This window comes from Sphingopyxis sp. SCN 67-31 (assembly GCF_001725095.1).
The window spans coordinates 13,282-32,929 of the sequence record NZ_MEFH01000049.1; the positions used below are offsets into that span (position 1 = coordinate 13,282).

At 67.3% G+C, this 19,648-nt stretch carries 19 protein-coding genes; 10 read left to right on the forward strand and 9 right to left on the reverse strand.

The genetic code is table 11. The annotated features are described in order from the left end of the window. Positions 1-3 precede the first annotated feature (3 nt). The 3 genes from ABS88_RS05410 to ABS88_RS05420 are packed head-to-tail and all read right to left on the reverse strand — an operon-like array spanning position 4 to position 2,917. Positions 4-945, reverse strand: a complete 942-nt coding sequence (locus ABS88_RS05410) for an MlaD family protein (RefSeq protein ID WP_067110222.1) — start codon at positions 943-945, stop codon at positions 4-6. Beyond that, positions 945-1,811, reverse strand: coding sequence for an ABC transporter ATP-binding protein (locus ABS88_RS05415; protein WP_076074324.1), 867 nt, complete (start codon positions 1,809-1,811; stop codon positions 945-947). Before ABS88_RS05415 ends, ABS88_RS05410 begins: the two co-directional genes overlap by 1 nt. Next, positions 1,811-2,917 (reverse strand): ABC transporter permease, encoded by a 1,107-nt coding sequence (locus tag ABS88_RS05420; RefSeq protein WP_067110229.1) that lies wholly within the window; start codon positions 2,915-2,917, stop codon positions 1,811-1,813. The genes ABS88_RS05415 and ABS88_RS05420 overlap by 1 nt, the downstream gene beginning before the upstream one ends. 98 nt (positions 2,918-3,015) lie before the next feature. On the opposite strand from ABS88_RS05420, the gene ABS88_RS05425 reads away from it, so the two are divergent. Further along, positions 3,016-3,723 (forward strand): HAD family hydrolase, encoded by a 708-nt coding sequence (locus ABS88_RS05425; protein WP_083675021.1) that lies wholly within the window; start codon positions 3,016-3,018, stop codon positions 3,721-3,723. Between the two features lie 272 nt (positions 3,724-3,995). Here ABS88_RS05425 and ABS88_RS05430 read toward each other — a convergent pair whose 3' ends face one another. The 6 genes from ABS88_RS05430 to lgt all read right to left on the reverse strand — a co-directional run bounded on the left by ABS88_RS05430 (position 3,996) and on the right by lgt (position 10,027). Beyond that, positions 3,996-5,288, reverse strand: a complete 1,293-nt coding sequence (locus ABS88_RS05430; protein ID WP_067110232.1) for a cystathionine gamma-synthase family protein — start codon at positions 5,286-5,288, stop codon at positions 3,996-3,998. A gap of 94 nt (positions 5,289-5,382) precedes the next feature. After that, positions 5,383-6,789, reverse strand: a complete 1,407-nt coding sequence (locus ABS88_RS05435) for an SLC13 family permease (RefSeq protein ID WP_076074329.1) — start codon at positions 6,787-6,789, stop codon at positions 5,383-5,385. Positions 6,790-6,813: 24 nt separating this feature from the next. Next, complete coding sequence (gene pgeF, locus ABS88_RS05440; RefSeq protein WP_076074332.1) at positions 6,814-7,581, reverse strand: peptidoglycan editing factor PgeF; 768 nt, start codon at positions 7,579-7,581, stop codon at positions 6,814-6,816. Next, positions 7,578-8,099, reverse strand: a complete 522-nt coding sequence (locus ABS88_RS05445; protein ID WP_076074334.1) for a GNAT family N-acetyltransferase — start codon at positions 8,097-8,099, stop codon at positions 7,578-7,580. Before ABS88_RS05445 ends, pgeF begins: the two co-directional genes overlap by 4 nt. Positions 8,100-8,103: 4 nt before the next feature. Continuing rightward, the gene (locus tag ABS88_RS05450; protein WP_234002572.1) at positions 8,104-9,099 is read right to left on the reverse strand and encodes a class I SAM-dependent methyltransferase; all 996 of its coding nucleotides are present in this window, start codon (positions 9,097-9,099) and stop codon (positions 8,104-8,106) included. Between the two features lie 52 nt (positions 9,100-9,151). After that, the gene (gene lgt / locus ABS88_RS05455; RefSeq protein WP_076074339.1) at positions 9,152-10,027 is read right to left on the reverse strand and encodes a prolipoprotein diacylglyceryl transferase; all 876 of its coding nucleotides are present in this window, start codon (positions 10,025-10,027) and stop codon (positions 9,152-9,154) included. A gap of 76 nt (positions 10,028-10,103) precedes the next feature. On the opposite strand from lgt, the gene ABS88_RS05460 reads away from it, so the two are divergent. From ABS88_RS05460 to ABS88_RS05500, 9 genes are all read left to right on the forward strand, one after another. After that, complete coding sequence (locus ABS88_RS05460) at positions 10,104-11,810, forward strand: class I adenylate-forming enzyme family protein (RefSeq protein WP_076074341.1); 1,707 nt, start codon at positions 10,104-10,106, stop codon at positions 11,808-11,810. 367 nt (positions 11,811-12,177) lie between these two features. Further along, on the forward strand, positions 12,178-13,419 hold the full coding sequence (locus ABS88_RS05465) for an SAM-dependent methyltransferase (RefSeq protein ID WP_076074344.1): 1,242 nt from the start codon (positions 12,178-12,180) through the stop codon (positions 13,417-13,419). An 82-nt stretch (positions 13,420-13,501) separates the two neighbouring features. Next, positions 13,502-13,756, forward strand: coding sequence for a type II toxin-antitoxin system RelE/ParE family toxin (locus ABS88_RS05470; protein ID WP_324787703.1), 255 nt, complete (start codon positions 13,502-13,504; stop codon positions 13,754-13,756). Beyond that, positions 13,753-14,037, forward strand: a complete 285-nt coding sequence (locus tag ABS88_RS05475) for an addiction module antidote protein (protein WP_076074348.1) — start codon at positions 13,753-13,755, stop codon at positions 14,035-14,037. Before ABS88_RS05470 ends, ABS88_RS05475 begins: the two co-directional genes overlap by 4 nt. A 148-nt stretch (positions 14,038-14,185) precedes the next feature. After that, entirely contained in the window at positions 14,186-15,424 is a 1,239-nt protein-coding gene (locus ABS88_RS05480) for a mechanosensitive ion channel family protein (RefSeq protein ID WP_076074351.1), read from the forward strand. Positions 15,425-15,893: 469 nt separating this feature from the next. Then, positions 15,894-17,111 (forward strand): argininosuccinate synthase, encoded by a 1,218-nt coding sequence (locus ABS88_RS05485; RefSeq protein WP_286749386.1) that lies wholly within the window; start codon positions 15,894-15,896, stop codon positions 17,109-17,111. 193 nt (positions 17,112-17,304) lie between these two features. Next, positions 17,305-17,523, forward strand: a complete 219-nt coding sequence (locus ABS88_RS05490) for a hypothetical protein (RefSeq protein ID WP_067181756.1) — start codon at positions 17,305-17,307, stop codon at positions 17,521-17,523. A gap of 49 nt (positions 17,524-17,572) precedes the next feature. Beyond that, positions 17,573-18,574, forward strand: coding sequence for a threonine aldolase family protein (locus ABS88_RS05495; protein WP_076077624.1), 1,002 nt, complete (start codon positions 17,573-17,575; stop codon positions 18,572-18,574). Then, a complete protein-coding gene (locus ABS88_RS05500; protein WP_076074353.1) occupies positions 18,571-19,563 on the forward strand; it encodes a DMT family transporter in 993 nt (330 codons plus the stop codon). The genes ABS88_RS05495 and ABS88_RS05500 overlap by 4 nt, the downstream gene beginning before the upstream one ends. The last annotated feature ends 85 nt before the right edge of the window (positions 19,564-19,648 follow it).

Below are 19,648 nucleotides of genomic sequence, written 5' to 3' on the forward strand. Positions count from 1 at the left end.
TCCTCATTTCTTGTAGTCGGGCAGCTTGCTGCCGCCGATCACGGCTCCGGCGCCCTGCTGGTCGAGCTTGTCGGTCAGGCTGGAGAGCGACGAGGAGGTGCGGCGCAGGTCGCGGATCAGCGCATTGGCTTCGGGAACGGTCGTCTCGCTGAAGGTGCGAAGGCCCGGCCGCGCGTCCGAAATCGCCTGTTCGAGCGTCTGCATCGACTGGTTGGCGGAGGCGAGCGTGTCGCGCAGATTGCGCATCGCCGGGTCGACGTTGCGGTCGATCGTGCCCTGCGTCGCGGCGGCGAGATTGCCGATCTGCTCGGCGGCGTTGCCCGTCTGCTGGATCGCGATGCGCGTGTCGGCGAGCGCCTTTTCGAGCGCAGGGCCGTTGCGCGCGAGGATCGCGGTCGATTGCTCGACATTGTTGAGGATGCCCTTGATGCTCGCCTGATTCTCGTCATCGACCAGTTCGGCGAGCCGTTCGGACAGCGTTGACAGGCGCTGGAGAAGCTGCGGCGCGGTGTTCAGCAGCTCGCCCAGCCCGCCGACGCGCGTCGGGATCACCGGCTTGCCCGCCGGCCCCTTGTCGCTGATCGGCGGTGCCCCCTTCACCGCGCCGTCGAGCGCGATCTGCGACACGCCGGTGAAGCCGACGCCCTCCAGCGCGGCGGTGGTGCCCTGCAGGATCGGCACGCTCTCCTCCACCTCGATGCGGACGCGGACGAACTGCGGATCGTCGGGCCACAGCGCGATCTGGCGCACCTGTCCCACCGGCACGCCGGAGAATTGCACCTGCGCGCCCTTGTTCAGCCCGTCGACCGACTGTTTGAAGAAGATGTCATATTCGCGCTTCGCGCCGCCGCTGTCGTTCGCCAGCCAGACCACGAAAAAGGCCAGCGCGACGGTGAAGAAGAGGACGAAGGCGCCCACCAGCACATTGTTCGAGCGTGTTTCCATCAGCTTTTCCTATCGCGCGGGACGCGCTCGTGCGATTCCGTCGCGGCGCGGCCGCGCGGTCCGTTGAAATAATCCTGTATCCAGGGGTGTTCGGTGGCAAGCAGTTCCGGGATCGTCCCGACTGCGATCACCTTCTTTTCGGCCAGCACCGCGACGCGGTCGCAGGTCGCATAGAGCGTGTCGAGGTCGTGGGTGATCAGGAAGACGGTCAGCCCCATCGTGTCGGCAAGCTCGCGGATCAGCGCGTCGAACTTGGCGGCGCCGATCGGATCGAGCCCGGCGGTCGGCTCGTCGAGGAACAGCAGCGCCGGGTCGAGTGCGAGCGCGCGCGCCAGCCCGGCGCGCTTGACCATGCCCCCCGACAGTTCGGCCGGATATTTGGGCCCGGCATCGGGCGGCAGGCCGACCATCGCGACCTTGTAGGCGGCGATCTCGTCGAGAAGCTGTTGGTCGATGCGCGGATAATATTCGCGCAGCGGCACCTGGATATTCTCGGCGACACTCAGCGTCGAGAAGAGCGCGCCGCCCTGGAACATCACCCCCCAGCGGCGGCGCAGGTCGCGCGATTCCTCTTCGTTGGCGATCGTGTCGAGCGAGGTGCCATAGACCTCGATCTCGCCCGCGGTCGGAATCTGCAGGCCGACGATCGACCGCATCAGCACCGACTTGCCGGTGCCCGACCCGCCGACCACCCCCAGTATCTCGCCCGACCGCACGTCGAGGTCGAGGCCGTCGTGGACCACCGCGTCGCCGAACCGGTTGACGAGGCCGCGGACGCGGATCGCATATTCGAACTGCTCGGGCCGCACCGCCTCGGCCGCCGCGATCTCCTGCCGGATCTCCTCTTCCTGCTCGTCGGTGCTCATCAGTTCCACCCGATCGTCGAGAAGAAGACGGCGAAGAAGGCGTCGAGGACGATGACGAGGAAGATGGCGGCGACGACCGCAGAGGTCGTGCGGCGCCCGACCTCCTCGGCATTCTGGCGCACCTGCATCCCCTCATAGCAGCCGGTGACGCCGATCAGGATGCCAAACACCGGCGCCTTGATCAGCATGATCCAGAAATCGGTCATCGGGATGATCTCGCGCAGCCGCTGGATATAGGTGAGCGGCGGCAGGTCGAGCCCGACCCAGCAGAAGGCGCCGCCGCCGACGATCGCGCAGATGCTGGCATAAAAGGCGAGCAGCGGCATGGTGATCGTCGACGCGGCGACGCGCGGCAGGATGATCGCCTCCATCGGGGAGACGCCGATCGTGCGCATCGCGTCGACCTCTTCGGTCAGCTTCATCGTGCCGATCTGCGCCGCGAAGGCGGAGCCCGACCGGCCCGCGACCATGATCGCGGTCATCAGCAGCCCCAGCTCGCGGATCGAGGCGCGGCCGACGAGGTTGATCGTGAACACCTCCAACCCGAACTGGCGCAACTGCACCGCGCCCTGCTGCGCGATGACGATGCCGATCAGGAAGCTCATCAGCCCGATGATCGGCAGCGCGTCGACGCCGACGGTCTGGAAGCGGGTGACGATCGCGTGCCAGCGGATGCGCCGGCGGGCGCGAATCTGGATGAACAGCGCGATGATCATCGCGCCGAAGAAATCGACGATGCCGACCAGCTCGCGCCATATGCTGACGCTCGCGGTGCCGATCTGCTCGAGCATGCGCGCCCACATCGGCCGCCGGTCGCGATGGACGCGATATTCGCTCTTGTCGTCGGCCAGCGCCTTCAGCAGCCGCTGCGCCTCCTCACTGGCGCCGACCACCTTCGCGTCGTGCGCCTGCGCGGTGCGCGTCACGATCCAGGCGCCGACGGTGTCGATTCGCTCGATCGCGGAAAGGTCGAGCGTCGCGACGGGTCCCAGCGCGTCGAGCCGGGCGGGCAGGTCGCCGAGCCGCGCGAGCGTCAGACGCCCGGTAAAGCGCACATCGACGCCATCGGCTCCTTCGTCCGTCTCGAAATCCGCCCTGGCCGCCATCGTGCGGACGACCTTGGATTATTTGCCGAATGACGGCAAGCGAATCCGTGGCGCGGGCCGGGCTTGGCCGACGATGGCGGCGGGGGTAAGGAAGGCGCATGGATCGCCCGGCCGCCCCCGATTACGCCCACCGCATCGCGATGTACGACATGGATCGCACGATCACGCGCGCGGGCACCTACAGCGGCTTCCTGATGCACGTCGCGCGGCGGCGCCAGCCGTGGCGGCTGCTGCTGCTGCCGCTCGTCGCGCTCGCGGGGCTGGCCTATGCGCTGCGGCTGATCGACCGGTCGCGGCTCAAGGCGATCAACCTGCGACTGCTGGTCGGCAAAAGCTTTCGCCGGTCGGAGATCGCGCCGCTCGCCGAAAGCTATGCCGACAAGGTCGTCGCGCGCGGGCTGCACCCGGCGGCGCTCGACCAGATCGCGGCCGATCGCGCGGCGGGCTATCGCCTGCTGCTCGCGACCGCCTCCTTCCACCTTTATGTCGATGCGATCGCGCGGCGGCTGGGGATCGACGACGTCCTCGCGACGCGGCTCGACGAACCCGACGGCGCCGACCATGTCCATGCCCGGCTGGCGGGCGACAATTGCTATGGCGAGGCGAAGTTCGCGCGCATCGGCGAATGGCTCGCCGACAACGCCATCATGCGCGAGGCGGCGCATATCCGCGCCTATTCGGACCATGTGTCCGACCGGCCGATGCTGCATTTCGCCGATCAGGCGGTGGCGACGACCCCGTCGCGCCGGCTGAAGAAGCTTGCGCCGACGATGGGCTGGCAGGTTGTCGACTGGCGACGGAAATAGAATGTCGACGTCGCCGCTGCGAAAGCAGGGGTCGCTGTCGTCCTGCCGCCGCGCGTCATGAATTTCGCGCAGAGGCGCAGAGTTCGCGGAGGCTTTCCGAGTTTGTCGAAGCCTGTCCTGAGCGCCTGTCGGGCAGTCGAAAGGGGCCGTTCTTGCTTTTGAGGTCGAAAGATCAAGAACGGTGCTTCGACAAGCTCAGCACGAACGGGAGGGTTCCGTTTCTCTGCGAACTCTGTGCCTCTGCGCGAAAGATCCTACACTGGCTTTGCGGCTCAAACCGCCGCCAGCGCCTGGTCGAAATCGGCGATCAGGTCGTCGGCGTCCTCGATGCCGATCGACACGCGCACCAGATTGTCGGTGATGCCCAGCGCCTTCTTGCGCTCGTCGGGAACCGACAGGTGGGTCATCGCCGCGGGGTGACTGGCGAGCGTTTCGGTGCCGCCGAGGCTGACGGCGAGTTTTGCGATCTTCAGGGCGTCGAGGAAGCGGAAGCTTTCGGCCTCGCCGCCGCGGATGAACAGCGAGAAGGTCGATCCCGCGCCCGAACAGTGCCGGTCGAAGATGTCCTTTTGCCGGGGGTCGGCGATGAAGCCGAGGTAGCCGAGTCCCTCGACCTTCGGATGATCCTTCAGGAAGGTGCAGACCTTCAGCGCATTCTCGCCCGCGCGGCTCATCCTGAGTTCGAGCGTTTCGAGGCTGCGCAGCAGCATCCACGCGGTGTTCGGGTCGCAGATGGTGCCGATGGTGTTGCGCATCGGTCGGATGATGTCGATCAGCCGCTGGTCGCCCGACACGCCCCCGGCGACGAGGTCCGAATGCCCCCCGGCATATTTGGTGAGGCTGTAGACGACGAGTTCGGCGCCCTGTTTCAGCGGCTGCTGCCACAGCGGGCCGAGGAAGGTGTTGTCGATCGCGATCGCGGGCTTCTGATCGCCGGGGAAGGCGGCGTCGCGCGCCGCGCGCACCGCCTCGACATCGACCAGCGCATTGGTCGGGTTCGCCGGGCTTTCGAGATAGACGAGCGCGACCTTGCCGCCCTTTTCGTCGGCCAGCGTCCTGGCGCGCGCGAGCAGCGCGTCGAGTTCCTCGCGCGTCGCGCCGGCGGGGAAATCGACGAAGCTGACCCCGAAGCGCGACAGGATGCGCGCGATCAGCGTCTCGGTCGCGGCATAGAGCGGGCCCGAATGGACGACGACATCATTCTGGTTGACCAGCGACAGTAGCAGCGTGGCGATCGCCGACATGCCGCTGGAAAAGACGAGGCTGTCGTCGGCGCCGTCCCATATCGCGAGGCGGTCTTCGAGGATTTCCTGGTTCGGCCCGTTGAAGCGCGAATAGACGAGGCCGTCGGCCGGCCCCTGCCGCTTGCCGGTGATATGTTCGAAGAAGCGCTTGCCCGCCGCCGCATTCTCGAAGGCGAAGGTCGAGGTGAGGAAGATCGGCGGCTTCAGCGATCCTTCGGACAGCACCGGGTCGTAGCCATGCCCCATCATCAGCGTCGCGGGATTGAGCGTCCGGCCGCCGATCGTCTTGATGTCCGCCTTGGGTTTGCCGCGCATGGCCATGAAATGCTCCTTTGGATGAGGCGTTCCGTCTACAACAGCGCCGGTTGCAATTGAAACGAAATCCGCGCGCGGCGCGTGCCACGGCCGCCCCGCCCTACACCAGCATCGCGACGGTCCAGATCACCCCGATCAGCAGCGGCGCGCCGATGATGTCGAGGACCAGCCCGGCCTTCAGCATGCGCGGCAGCGCGATGTGGCCGGTCGACCAGGCGAGCGCGCTCGGCCCGGTGCCCGACGGCAGCATGAAGCCCCAGCTCGCCGCCATTGCGACGGGCAGGGCGAGCAGGATCGGATCGGCCCCCGTCGCCGCGATCAGCGCGGTCAGCACGGGCATGATGCCGCTCGCGGTCGCGACATTGCTCGCGAACTCGGTGACGAGGATGGTCAGCGCAACGATGATCAGCGCCAGCAGGATCGCGGGCATCGCGCCGAGCGGGGCGAGGATGGTGCCGAGCCACGCCGCGAGCCCGCTTTCGGTCATCGCCGCCGCCAGCGCCAGCCCGCCGCCGAACAGCATGATGACGCCCCACGGCGCCCGGTCGGCTTCCTTCCAGACCAGCAGCGGACGGCCCGTCCCGTCGGGAACGACGAACAGCAGCAGGCTGCCCGCCACCGCGATCGTGCCGTCGGTCAGTGCGCCCTTCGGAAACAGCGGCGCCAGCAGCGGCTGCGCGATCCACGCCGCGACGACCAGCAGCGCGACGGGCACGACGCGGCGCTCGGCGCGGCTCCACGTCGTCGCCTCGCCCAGCGCGCTCGCCGCGGCGGCGGCGTCGAAGGGATGGTCCTTCAATCGCTGGACGCGCGCGAGGACGAAGGTGACGATCGGCACGCTCAGGATCACGACCGGCAGGCCGAACATCAGCCAGTCGAGGAAGGAGATGTGCACGCCCAGCGTCCGCTCGATCAGCCCGGCGGCGATCGCGTTCGTCGGCGTCGCGACCAGCGTCCCGAACCCGCTGATCGTCGCGCCGAAGGCGGTGCCCATGATCACCGCACCGGCGAAACCCTCTGTCTCTCCTTCCGGGATGCCCGCCGCCTCGATCACCGCGAGCGCGATCGGGATCATGATCAGCGCGGTCGAGGTGTTGGAGACGAGCAGGCCGATCGCCGCGGTCGCCGCCATGAAGGCGAAGAGCAGCCCGGTCGCGGTCGGCGGCGCGCGCTTGAGCAGCGCCAGCGCGACCCGGCGGTGCAGGCCGACGCGCTCGATCGCCAGCGCCAGAAAGGCGCCGCCCAGGATCAGGAACAGGATCGGCGAATAATATTCCTTGGCGATGGCGTTGGAATCCATCACCCCGAAGCTGGGCACGAGCAGGAAGGGCAGCAGCGCGGTGACCGTCAGCGGCATCGCCTCGGTCATCCACCACACCGCCATCAGCAGCGTCATCGCCGCGACCGCCCAGGCGCCCGGCTCCATTCCCGCGGGCGCCGGCAGCATCCGCATCAGGGCGAACGCCAGCAGCCCGCCGACCAGCCCGAACAGCCGTGCCCCCGTCATCGCACCTCCCTCATCGCGTTCCCCTCATCGCGCCGCGATGCCGATCAGCGCCATCTGGCGTCCATAGCTGTCCTCGCCCCGGTGGCAGGCGCGGCGATAGCTGAAATACTCCGCGGCCTCGGCATAGGTGTCCTGCCCGTCGATCGCGATCCGCGCCACCCCCGCCGCGGCAAGGCGCGCGGCGACATAGGCGGCGATGTCGAACATCGCGTGGCCGGCGCGCGCGGCGGCGAAGAAGCGCTCGTTTTCGGGGTCATCGTCGACGAAGCGCTGCACGAAAGCCTCGTCGACCTCATAGGAGGCGCGGCCGATGCACGGGCCGATCGCGGCGGTGATGCGCGAGGCGTCGGCGCCCAGTCCCTGCATCGCGTCGAGCGTCGCGTCGGTGACGCCCGCGAGCGCGCCTTTCCACCCGGCATGTGCGGCGCCGACGACGCCGGCCTCGCGGTCGGCGAACAGCACCGGCACGCAGTCGGCGGTCAGGATCGACAGCAGGATGCCCGGGGTGCGGGTCGCAAGCGCGTCCGCCTCCGGCCGCGCGGCGGGGTCGCTTGCCGCATCGACGACGACGCAGCGGTTGCCGTGGACCTGATAGAGGCCGGCCAGCGCCGCGCCGGGCAACAGCGCGTCGGCGGCGCGGCGGCGGTTCTCGGCGATCAGCGCGGGATCGTCGCCCGACCCGAGCCCGCAGTTGAGCGAAGCGAGGTCGCCGCCCGACACCCCGCCGCGGCGTCCGAAGAAACCGTGCGGGACGCCCTCCAGCGGCGCGGCGGTGCGAAAGGGCGGGGTCACAGGTCGAGCCTCCAGATGCGATCTTCGTCGATATGGTTGCCGACCCGGAAAGCGTTGCGGCCGACGTCGACGAAACCATAGCGGCGATAGAAGGCCTGCGCGCGCGGATTTTCGGTGAACACCGACAGATAGAGGATGGCGGCGCGCTCGCGGGCCCAGGCGATGCTCCATTGCATCAGCGCGGCGGCGACCCCGGTGCCCTTCGCCGCCTCGCCGACATAGAGTTGGTGCAGTTCGGTCGCATCGTCGGCGGGCTGGCCTTCGGGCAGCGCGAAGTCGATCGGGCCGAGCTTCGCAAAGCCCGCGATCGCGCCCCCTGCATCGCGCACCAGCCCGATCGTCCAGGCGGGGTCGGCGATCTGCGCGCGGATGCGCGCGGGCGGGTTCCAGTCGGCGAGGAAGGCCGCGAGGTCGGCGGGGTCGTAGAGAGGGCCGAAGGTGTCGACGAAGGCCGCTTCGGCAAAGCGCGACAGCGCCTCGGCATCGTCGGCGCGGGCGGGGACGACGGCGGCGGTCATGCGGTCACTCCGGAAAGCCGGCGGGGCGCGGCCAGCCGGCCGCCGACACCGCGAGGCACTGGAACAGCTCGCCCATCTGGCCGGGCTCGACCAGCCGGTCGCGCTGGCCGCGCAGTTCGGCGGCGCGCGCGGGCGCCGCGGCGCTCAGCGTTTCGAGCCGCGCGTCGATTCCCATCGCGCTCAGCCAGATGCCCTGTCCGACGGGGCCGAGGACGTGGGTCGAGGGGCGCCGCGCGGCATGGGCGAGCGCGGCGAAATCGACATGCGCGGTCAGGTCGGCCTCGCCCGGATCGGCGAAGGGATCGGCGAAGCGATGCGCCTTCACCGCCTGCAGCGTGTCGCCCGCCGCCGGGCCGCTGTAGCCATAGTCGACGGCCAGCATCGCGCCGCCCTGCCGCGCGAGGCGGGCGCTGCACTTGTGCATGACCGCCGCCGCCGCCGGGGCGGTCTCGACGATCGTGCCCTCGCCGCGCACGCGCAGCGCCGGGGGGATGATCTCGTCCACCGGCGTGTCGCCGGGGACCGCGACGAGGCGGCCGTCGCGGCGCTCGACCATGCGCTCGCGCCAGCCGTCCGCCGTCCGCACATATTGATGGATCGGCAGCGCGTCGAAGAATTCATTGGCGACGACGATCAGCGGCAGGTCGTCGGGCAGGGCGTCGACCGCGTCGTGATGCTCGGCCGACGACAGGCGCGCCGCCTGCGCCGCGCGCAGCACCGGGCTCGCCTCGACCAGATGGATGCCCTGCGGCGCGCAGCCGAAGCGCGCGAGCGTGCGCAGCGCGTCGGCGGCCAGCGTGCCGCGGCCGGGGCCGATCTCGACATAGCGAATCGCGGGGCTGCCCGCGCGCCGCCACAGGTCGGCGATCCAGATGCCGATCATCTCGCCGAACATCTGGCTGATCTCGGGCGCGGTGGTGAAGTCGCCGGCGGTCCCCAGCGGGTCGCGCGTCGCATAATAATGCGCGTTGGCGGCCGCCATATAGTCGGCGACCGTCATCGGCCGTCCCGCCGCCACTTCCCTGATCAGCTGCGCCGGCGTGGGCGGGCCGTCACGCAATGCTGTCGGGCCCCGCGATCGGCTCGACGCGCTGGCGGCGGCCCCTGGCGGTCGCGACCAGCCAGATTCCGGCGATCAGCATCGGCACCGTCAGCGTCTGCCCCATCGTCAGCCCCCACGGCAGCGTGCCGAGCTGGACGTCGGGTTCGCGGACGAATTCGAGCGCGAAGCGGCTGAGGCCATAGAGGATCGCCGCCATGCCGAACAGGAAGCCGGGCTTGTAGCGCGCATCGGTGCGCCAGAAGATGAAGGCGAGGACGAGGAAGGTCACGACGCCCTCCAGCCCCGCCTCGTAGAGCTGGCTCGGGTGGCGCGGGTCCATCGTGCCGCTGCCCGGAAAGATGATCGCCCAGGGCACCGTCGTCGGGCGTCCCCACAGCTCGCCGTTGACGAAATTGGCGACGCGGCCGAAGAAGAGGCCGAAAGGCACGACGCACGCGATATAGTCGCAGAAGCGCAGGAAGCTCAGCTTTTCCTTGCGCGTGACGTACCAGATGGCGATCAGCACGCCGACCACGCCGCCGTGCAGCGACATGCCGCCGTCCCACAGGCGGAAGATGGCGATCGGGTCGGCCAGATAGGCGCCGAGATTGTAGAAGAGGACATAGCCGATGCGGCCGCCGAGGATGATGCCGAGCATTGCATAGAAGATCATGTCGTCGGCGTGGCGACGCGCCATCGGGGCGCCCGGCTGCGCGATTAGCCTCAGCAGATACCAATAGCCGACGAAGATGCCGGCGAGATAGGCGAGCGCGTACCAGCGGATCGGCAGGCCGAAGACGTGGAAGGCGATTTCGCTGTTTTCGCCCATCAGATCATGGAAGTTCAAATATTGCGTTGCTTCGGCTAGAAGCGCAGGAAATGTCATAAAGGCTCGGCCCTTCCCCAGGAGAGGCCTTTCCCCATAAGGGGTAAGCGCACCGAGACCAAGAGGAGAGATACTGATGCCATCCGCGCTCGACCTGCGCCTGGACGCCGCTTACGAACAGATCACCGGCCCCGGAGGGCTCATCCAGGTCGGATCGGTCGAACGCTTCGGGCGGGACCTGCCGTTCATCACCAATGCGCCGACCAACCTCGCCGACTATGTCGCCTTCTTCTGCGCGCAGCACGGCGACGCGACCTTCCTGGTCGAGGGCGACGAGCGCCTGTCGTTCCGGCAGACCTATGCGGCCGCGCGGCGGGTCGCGGCGGCGCTGGTCGAAGGGCACGGGGTGCAGCGCGGTGACCGCGTCGCGATCGCGATGCGCAACGCCAACGCCTGGTGCGTCGTCTATATCGGCGTGCTGCTGGCGGGCGGCTGTGCGACGCTGCTCAACGGCTGGTGGCAGGGCGGCGAGCTGGCGGCGGGGATCGCCGACAGCGAGGCGAAGCTGGTCATCGCCGACCCGCAGCGCGCCGAACGGCTCGCCGGAACCGCGCACGGCGCGACGGTGATCACGCTCGACATCGCCAGGCCGATCGACGAGGCGATCGCGCCGATCACCGACGCGGGCGGCAGCGCGGAGACCGAATTGCCGCGGCTGACCGGGCAGGACCTTGCGACCATCCTTTTCACCTCGGGATCGACCGGCCAGTCGAAGGGCGCCTATTCGCGGCACGAGGCGGTGGTGCAGGCGGTCTTCAACTATGTGACCCAGACCGCCAGCATCGTCCATCTGCTGACCCAGGACGGGCTGATGTCGGACATCCAGCCCGCGACGCTGATCTGCACGCCGCTGTTCCACGTCACCGCCGAGATTCCGGTGTTCCTGCAAAGCTTCGCGCTGGGGCGCAAGCTGGTGCTGATGCCGAAATGGAACGCCGAAGAGGCGATGCGGCTGATCCAGGACGAACAGGTCAATTATTTCGTCGGCGTGCCGCTGATGAGCTACGAGATCCTCGTCCATCCGAACCGGTCGAAATACGACCTGTCGACCTGCAAGAGCTATGCGGGCGGCGGTTCGCCGCGTCCGCCCGAGCACGTCAAGCGCCTCGCCACCGAGATGGGCGACGGCAAGCCGCTGCTCGGCTACGGCCTGACCGAGACCAACGCCGTCGGCTGCGGCATCATCAACGAGAATTATCTCGAAAAGCCGCTGTCGACCGGCCCGGCGTCGAAGCCGCTCGTCGACCTCGCGATCCTCGACGACGACGGCAACGCGCTGCCGCAGGGACAGGTCGGCGAAATCTGCATCCGCTCGGTCTGCAATTTCGAAGGCTATTGGAACAATCCCGAGGCGACGAAGGCGGCGATCTTCGCCAACGGCTATTTCCGCTCGGGCGACCTCGGCTATCTCGACGCGGACGGCTATCTGTTCATCGTCGACCGCAAGAAGGACATCATCATCCGCGGCGGCGAGAACATCAGCTGCCAGGAGGTCGAGGCGGCGATCTACGAACATGACGACGTGAACGAATGCGCGGTGTTCGGCCTGCCCGACGAGCGGCTGGGCGAGGTGCCGGGCGCCGTGTTGTGGACGAAGCCGGGCAGCGCGCTCGATGCCGCGGGGCTGGCCGATTTCCTGAAGGCGCGCCTCGCGCCCTTCAAGGTGCCGCAGCGCATCTGGATCGCGCGCGATCCGCTGCCCAAGCTCGGCACCGAAAAGATCGACAAGGTGACGCTGCGCACCCGCTACCGCGAGGAATATGCGGCGGAGGCGGCCGCCTAAGGTCTGTGGGATTCAGATTGCGGCTTGTTCCGGGTCGTGTGTCCCCGCGAAGGCGGGGACCCATCTCCGGTCGGCGCAAGATGGAACCGGTGGGAGATGGACCCCCGCCTTCGCGGGGGAACACGACTTTTACAAATCAACGCGATATGATCTGAATTCCCGCAGTTCTTAGACTGTCCCGCCGTAGCGCTTCGAGGTCGTCCGGCCCCGAACGTCGTGCCGGCTTTCGCTGGGATGACGGACAATCGGGCATTGCGTGCACGACGCGGGCTCCGCGCCGCGACCGGGACGACATCGGCGATCCTGCATGCTATGCCGGCAACCGAGCGCAACCAAATGCCGCCACGGGGGTTCTGAACCGAGACCTATGTCGATCCTGCGTCCCTTCCTTACCCGCGTCGTGCGCCGCGGCAGGTTGACCGTCGTCATGCCCGACGGTCGCGAAGAGCGTTTCGGCGAGCCCGAATCCGGTTTTCCGGAGGTCACCGTCCGCTTCCGGAACCGGCGCGCGATGCGCCGGATCATCTTCGATCCGCGCCTCGGCGCCGGCGAAACCTTCATGGACGGCGACCTCCAGATCGTCGAGGGCGACATCATGGAGCTGATCGCGCTGCTGCGCATGAACACGCCGTGGGACCGCGGGGCGAAGCTCAAGGACAAGACCGTCTTCGGCGAATGGCTGGAAGGGGTGCGGACGCGATTCAACTCGATCAACCGCCGCCGCAGCGCGCGCGCCCACGTCCATCATCACTACGACATCGGCAACGATCTCTATCGCCTCTTCCTCGACGACGACATGCAATATAGCTGCGCCTACTGGCCGCGGCCGGACATGACGCTGGAGCAGGCGCAGGCGGCGAAGAAGGCGCATATCGCGGCAAAGCTCGCGCTCGCGCCCGGGCAGCGCGTGCTCGACATCGGCTGCGGCTGGGGCGGGATGGCGATCACGCTGGCGAAGCTGGAGCAGGTCGAGGTGCTGGGCATCACCCTGTCGGACGAGCAGCTCGCCCTCGCGCGCCAGCGTGCGGAGGCGGCGGGGGTCGCCGACCGCGTGCGCTTCGAACTGATCGATTATCGCGACCTTGCGGCGCGCGAGCCGGGGCGCTTCGACCGCATCGTTTCGGTCGGCATGTTCGAACATGTCGGCGCGCGCAATTTCGAGGCCTTCTTCCGCGCCTGCGCGAACCTGATGACGGCGGACGGGGTGATGCTGCTCCACACCATCGGCCGCTTCGGGGGGGCGGGATCGACCGACGCCTTCACGCGCAAATATATCTTCCCCGGAGGCTATATCCCCGCGCTCAGCGAGACGGTGGCGGCGAGCGAGAAATGCCGGCTGATCGCCACCGACGTCGAGACGCTGCGCCTCCACTATGCGCTGACGCTGCGCCAATGGTATGCGCGCACCGTCGCGCACGAGGCACAGATCGTGGCGATGATGGGCGAGCGCTTCTTTCGCATGTGGACCTTCTACCTCGCCGGCGCGACCGCGGCGTTCGAGAGCGGCAGCATGGGCAATTACCAGATCCAGTTCGCCCGCAGCCGCCGCGCGCTGCCGCTGACGCGGGATTATATGGGCGAGGCGGAAGCGCAATATGGCGCGATGTAATCCGTAGTTGACACGTCTGACCGTGTAATCTATAGTTCACATATGATCGAAATTCGGCGCACGGACGATTTCATCCAGTGGATTGCCGGACTTCCGGGACGTTGCAGCACGCGCTCGTATCGCAAAGCGCCTCAATCGTCTTGCGACGGGTAACTCGGGGGATGTCAAATCGGTCGGCGGCGGAGTCAGCGAACTGCGCTTCACGTTCGGGCCCGGATATCGCGTTTATTTTACGAGGCGGGGCGATGTCGTGGTGATCCTGCTGTGCGGTGGCGACAAGGGATCGCAATCGCGCGACATCGAAAAGGCCAAGGCGATGGCGAAGGAGATCGAATGATGGCTATTGAAACCAAAATCTGGGATCCGGCAGAACTTCTTCGCACGCCCGAGGATATCGCCGCCTATCTCGACACCTATCTGGAAGACGGCGACAGCGAGGAAATCCGCGAGGCGTTGAGGACCATCGCTCGCTCGCAAGGCATGACGGCGCTGGCCCGCAAGACCGGTCTGACGCGGGAAGCCCTCTACAAGGCGCTGGGTGAGAACGGCAATCCGACCCTCGATACGCTGGTCAGGATATGCAGGGCATTGGGGCTGCGACTTTCGCTGGCGGCGTGAAAAGGCGGAAACGGGTTCGGCATGACAAAGGCGTAGGTCAGCCTGCGGAAGTCGGCGAAATTTGACACCGGCGCGCGGGGCGTGCGATGTTTTGATATCCCGTCCATAGCCAAAGGAGACAGGCCTGCGCGCCAGCAGGCACGATGTCATGCATTCCATCACGACCGAAACCCTCTCGATCGCTGCTGTTTTTCCCTTCCTTGCCGACCTGCCGCCCTGGGCCGAGACCTTGATCGGCCTGGGCCTGCTCCTCACCATCGCCTGGGTCGTCAACTTCATCGTCAAGCATGTCGTGTTGCGCGTCGCGCTGCGCTGGCTGCCGCAGGGCGGGCCGACGCCGGTTCCCGTCGCGGCAAGGCTTGCCAACGTCTTTCCCGCGCTTGTCATCTCGTCGGGCATCGGAGCGGTGCCGCATTTGCCCGCGGGCGTCGTCACCGTGGTCGGCAATGTCGTCGCCGCCTCCATCATCCTCTTCATCGCCATGGCGATCAGCCGGGCCTTCAGCCTGGGGAACGAGATATACGAGCGGCGGCCCGACGCCGCGAGCCGGCCGATCAAGGGCTATATGCAGGTGCTGAAGATCATCCTCTATGCCGGGGCGGCGATCCTGATCGTCGCGGCATTGATGGAGCAATCGCCCCTGCTGCTGCTGTCCGGCCTCGGCGCGATGGCCGCGGTGCTGATGCTGGTGTTCAAGGATACGATACTTTCGCTCGTCGCGTCGGTGCAGCTCACCTCGAACGACATGCTGCGCGTCGGCGACTGGATTGAAATGCCGCAGCTCAACGCCGATGGCGACGTGATCGACATCGCGCTGCACACGATCAAGGTGCAGAATTGGGACAAGACGATCACCACCATCCCGACGCATCGCCTGATCGCGGAGAGTTTCAAGAACTGGCGCGGCATGTCGGAATCGGGCGGGCGCCGGATCAAGCGGTCGCTGCTGATCGACCAGAACTGCATCCGCTTTCTGACCGCGGACGAAGAGCAGCAACTGCGCCGCCTGCGGCTGATCGACGATTATCTGGAGAGCAAGCAGGGCGAACTGGGCGAATGGAATGCCCGGGTCGAACGGGCCGGGCACGATCCGGTCAACAGCCGCCGCGTCACCAACGTCGGCACCTTCCGCGCCTATGTCCTCGCCTATCTGCGGGCGAACGGTCGCATATCGAAGGACATGACGTTGCTGGTCCGGCAGCTGGCGCCGACGGCGCAGGGCCTTCCCATCGAAATCTATTGTTTCACCAGCACGACCGCGTGGGCGGAATATGAGGATATCCAGTCGGATATCTTCGATCATCTGTTCGCGATCATGCCCGAATTCGGACTGCGGCCCTTTCAGGACCCGAGCGGCGTCGACTTCCGGCTTCTGCGCGCCGCCTGACGCGCTGTTCCTACGCTCCGCGCGCTCGCGGTGCGGTCAGAGCGCGATGACATCGAATGGACTCGTCATTGCGAGCGGCGAAGCCGCGCGGCAATCCAGAGTGCGCGGTAACCGCCCTGGATTGCTTTTCCCGGATCAGGTCCATCCTTCGTCATGCTGAACTTGTTTCCCTTTTGCGCCGCTTTTCATTCGAGGGCAGGCCATGGACCCCCGGATCGGGTCCGGGGCAGGCTCTGAAACGAGTTGGCGTTTATACCCTTGAGACAGGGACGCTGGTGATCCCCGGCGAAAGCCGGGGTCCATGCGAGGCAGGCGCACGTAGCTGGACCCCGGCTTTCGCCAGGGAAAGTTCCGCATGGCGAAGGATGTGGCCGCGCCCTTTTCCGCCCCTTCGCCCGATCAGGCCGTTGCGCCGCGCGGGCTGGCCTGCTAGCCGCGCCCGCGTCGTCTCCCGCCAGAAGGTGCCATCATGTCCGAGTCCATCAAGCGCGTCGTCCTCGCCTATTCGGGGGGGCTCGACACCAGCGTCATCCTCAAGTGGCTGCAGACCCGCTATGGCTGCGAGGTCGTGACCTTCACCGCCGATCTGGGGCAGGGCGAGGAACTGGAACCCGCGCGCGCCAAGGCCGAGCTGATGGGGATCAAGCCCGAGCATATCTTCATCGACGACCTGCGTGAGGAGTTTGTCCGCGACTTCGTCTTTCCGATGATGCGCGCCAACGCCCGCTACGAGGGCGACTATCTGCTCGGCACCTCGATCGCGCGGCCGCTGATCTCGAAGCGGCTGGTCGAGATTGCGAAGCAGACCGGCGCCGACGCGGTCGCGCACGGTGCGACGGGCAAGGGCAACGATCAGGTGCGCTTCGAGTTGTCCTGCTATGCGCTGAACCCTGACATCAAGGTGATCGCGCCGTGGCGCGAATGGGACCTGACGAGCCGCACCGCGCTGATCGACTTCGCCGAAAAACACCAGATTCCGGTGCCGAAGGACAAGCGTGGCGAAAGTCCCTTCTCGACCGACGCGAACCTTCTCCACACTTCGTCGGAGGGCAAGGTGCTCGAGGATCCGTGGGAAGAGACCCCCGACTATGTCTATTCGCGCACGGTGAACCCCGAGGATGCGCCCGATGCGCCCGAATATGTCACCATCGATTTCGAGCGCGGCGACGGCGTCGCGCTGAACGGGCAGGCGATGTCGCCCGCGACGCTGCTCGCGGCGCTCAACGACCTTGGCCGCAAGCATGGCATCGGCCGGCTCGACCTCGTCGAGAACCGCTTCGTCGGCATGAAGTCGCGCGGCATGTACGAGACGCCGGGCGGCGAAATCTATGCCCGCGCGCATCGCGGGATCGAAAGCATCACGCTCGACCGCGGCGCGGCGCACCTGAAGGACGAGCTGATGCCGAAATATGCCGAGCTCATCTACAACGGCTTCTGGTTCGCGCCCGAGCGCGAGATGCTGCAGGCGGCGATCGACCACAGCCAGGAAAAGGTGACGGGCACGGTGCGGCTCAAGCTCTACAAGGGCAGTGCCGCCGTTGTCGGCCGCAATTCGCCGCACAGCCTGTACAGCGAGCGCCACGTCACCTTCGAGGACGACGCCGGCGCCTATGACCAGAAGGACGCGGCGGGCTTCATCAAGCTGAACGCGCTGCGGCTCAAGCTGCTGGCGAAGCGCGACCGCTGATCGCGCGGCGCGGCGCGGTTTTCGGCTGGCCGCGCTCGCGCGGCCGAAGCCGGTCGGTCCGGTCGTTTCATGCGCCGTGCCGTCCGCCCCTGCCACCACCATGCAACCGAATCGCGGTAAGGACGTTCCGGGTCCGATGGAGTCTCCCGCCATCGGAACGGGGCGATTTTGCTCGGGAGCGGAGTGGTCCGCCATGGAGAATCCTGCCGCGCCGAACGACGGCGTCTACGAATGGCACAGCCGTTCGATCCTGCTGCCCCGTTTCGGTCTGCTGCTCGACCGCAACGGCACGCACTTCCGCCTGCTGATGCCGGGCGAATATCTGGTGCGCCGGTCGCGGACCAAGGGCAAATGGCTCTACCGTCCGCGCTCGCCCGACCGGGACGCCGCGCCGGACGCGTGGAGCAAATAACGGCTTAGCAGGATGCCCGTCCTGCGCTAAGGGCGGCGGCATGACCGCCCTGCGCTTCTTTTCCGACAATGCGGCTGCGGTCCATCCCGCGGTCATGGACGCTCTCGCCGCGGCGAACCACGTCGATACCGCCTATGACGGCGACGCGCTCAGCCGGTCGCTCGACGCGGCCTTTTCGGACCTGTTCGAAACGGAGTGCGAGGTCGTCTGGATTTCGACCGGAACCGCGGCGAACAGCATTATCCTCGCCCATTTCGTGCGGCCGTGGCAGGGCATCCTCTGCTATGAGGAAGCGCATATAGAGGTCGACGAATGCGGCGCCCCGACCTTCTATTCGGGCGGCGCCAAGCTGATGCCGCTGCCCGGCACGGGGGCGAAGATCGACGCCGATGCGCTGAAGGCGCGAATCGCCGGCATCCGCGCCGACGTCCACCAGGTCCAGCCGGCGGCGATCAGCATCACCAACGCGACAGAATATGGCCTGTCCTGGCGTCCCGACGAGGTCGCCGAGATCAGCGAGATCGCGAAGGCCAGCGGCATGAAGCTGCACATGGACGGCGCGCGCTTCGCCAATGCGGTCGCCTTTCTCGGCTGCACGCCGGCCGACGTCACCTGGCGCGCCGGGGTCGACGCGCTGTCGTTCGGCTTCACCAAGAACGGCGCGATGATGGCCGAGGCGCTGGTGTTCTTCGGCGGCAGCGGCGGTGCTGGCGTACGCGAACTCAAGAAGCGCGGCGGGCACCTGCTCAGCAAGGGGCGCTTCGTCGCGGCGCAGATCCGCGCGATGCTGAAGGACGATCTGTGGCTCGCCAACGCGCGCGCCGCCAACGCCGGGGCGGCGGCGCTCGCCGCGGCCTGCGGCGACCGGCTGATGTATCCGGTCGAGGCGAACGAGCTGTTCGTGCGGCTGACCGCCGAAGAGGCGGCCGATCTGCGCGCACAGGGATTCGATTTCTACGACTGGGGCGAAGGCGCCGCGCGCCTCGTCACCAGCTGGGATCAGGACGCCGCCTCGACGGCGCCGCTCGCGGCGGCGATCGCCGCGCTATGAGCCAGCCCGGCGTATCGCTCCTCCATCCGCGCGTCCTTATCCCCTTCGCTCTGGTAACGCTGATCTGGGGATCGACGTGGATCGTCATCAAGGGGCAACTCGGCATCGTCCCGCCGAGCTGGTCGGTGACCTATCGCTTCATCGTCGCGGCGGCCGCGATGTTCCTGTTCGCCGCGATGCGGGGTGAACGGCTGTGGCTCGACCGCCGGGCCTTCGCCTTCGTCGTGCTGCTCGGCATCGCGCAGTTCACCTTCAACTTCAATTTCGTCTATCGCGCCGAACAGCATATCACGTCGGGGCTGGTCGCGGTGCTGTTCGCGCTGCTCATCGTGCCGAACACGCTGTTCGGGCGGCTGTTCCTGAAGACTCCGCTCGAAGGGCGCTTCCTGGCGGGTGCCGGAATCGCGATCGTCGGCGTCGGGCTGATGATCCTGCACGAATATCGCGCCGCGGCGCTCGGTCCGCAGGCGGTGGTCGCGGGCACGCTGCTGACGCTGACGGGGGTTTTCTCGGCCTCGATCGCCAACGTCATGCAGGGGACGAAGATCGCCCGCGCGCAGTCGATGACGGTGATGATCGCATGGGCGATGCTCTTCGGCGCGCTCGCCGATGGCGGCTTTGCATGGATTACGACCGGGCCGCCGACGATCGAGGCGACGCCCGTCTATCTGCTGGGCGTCCTCTATCTGGGTATCGTCGCCAGCGCGGTGTCCTTTCCGCTCTATTTCAGCGTGATCCGCGCCGTCGGCCCGGGGCAGGCGGCGTGGTCGAGCGTGCTGATCCCGATCATCGCGATGGGTTTTTCGACCGTCTTCGAAGACTATCACTGGGCGCCGCTGTCGATCGCAGGCGGCGCGGTGGCGCTCGCCGGACTGATCATCGCGGTGGCGAAGCGGCCCGAGCGCCCCTCGGTCAGCGGAAACATGGTATCGGTCGCGGTCGACGCCCCCGAATGCTCGGCCATGGCGAGCGAGAACCCGCGCGACTGACGCCGGAGCGACCTACGAAAGGCTTTCCTACGTTATCGCGCCGTGCCGGCCTTCGACGCATGACTGCTTCAATTTGTGCATACAC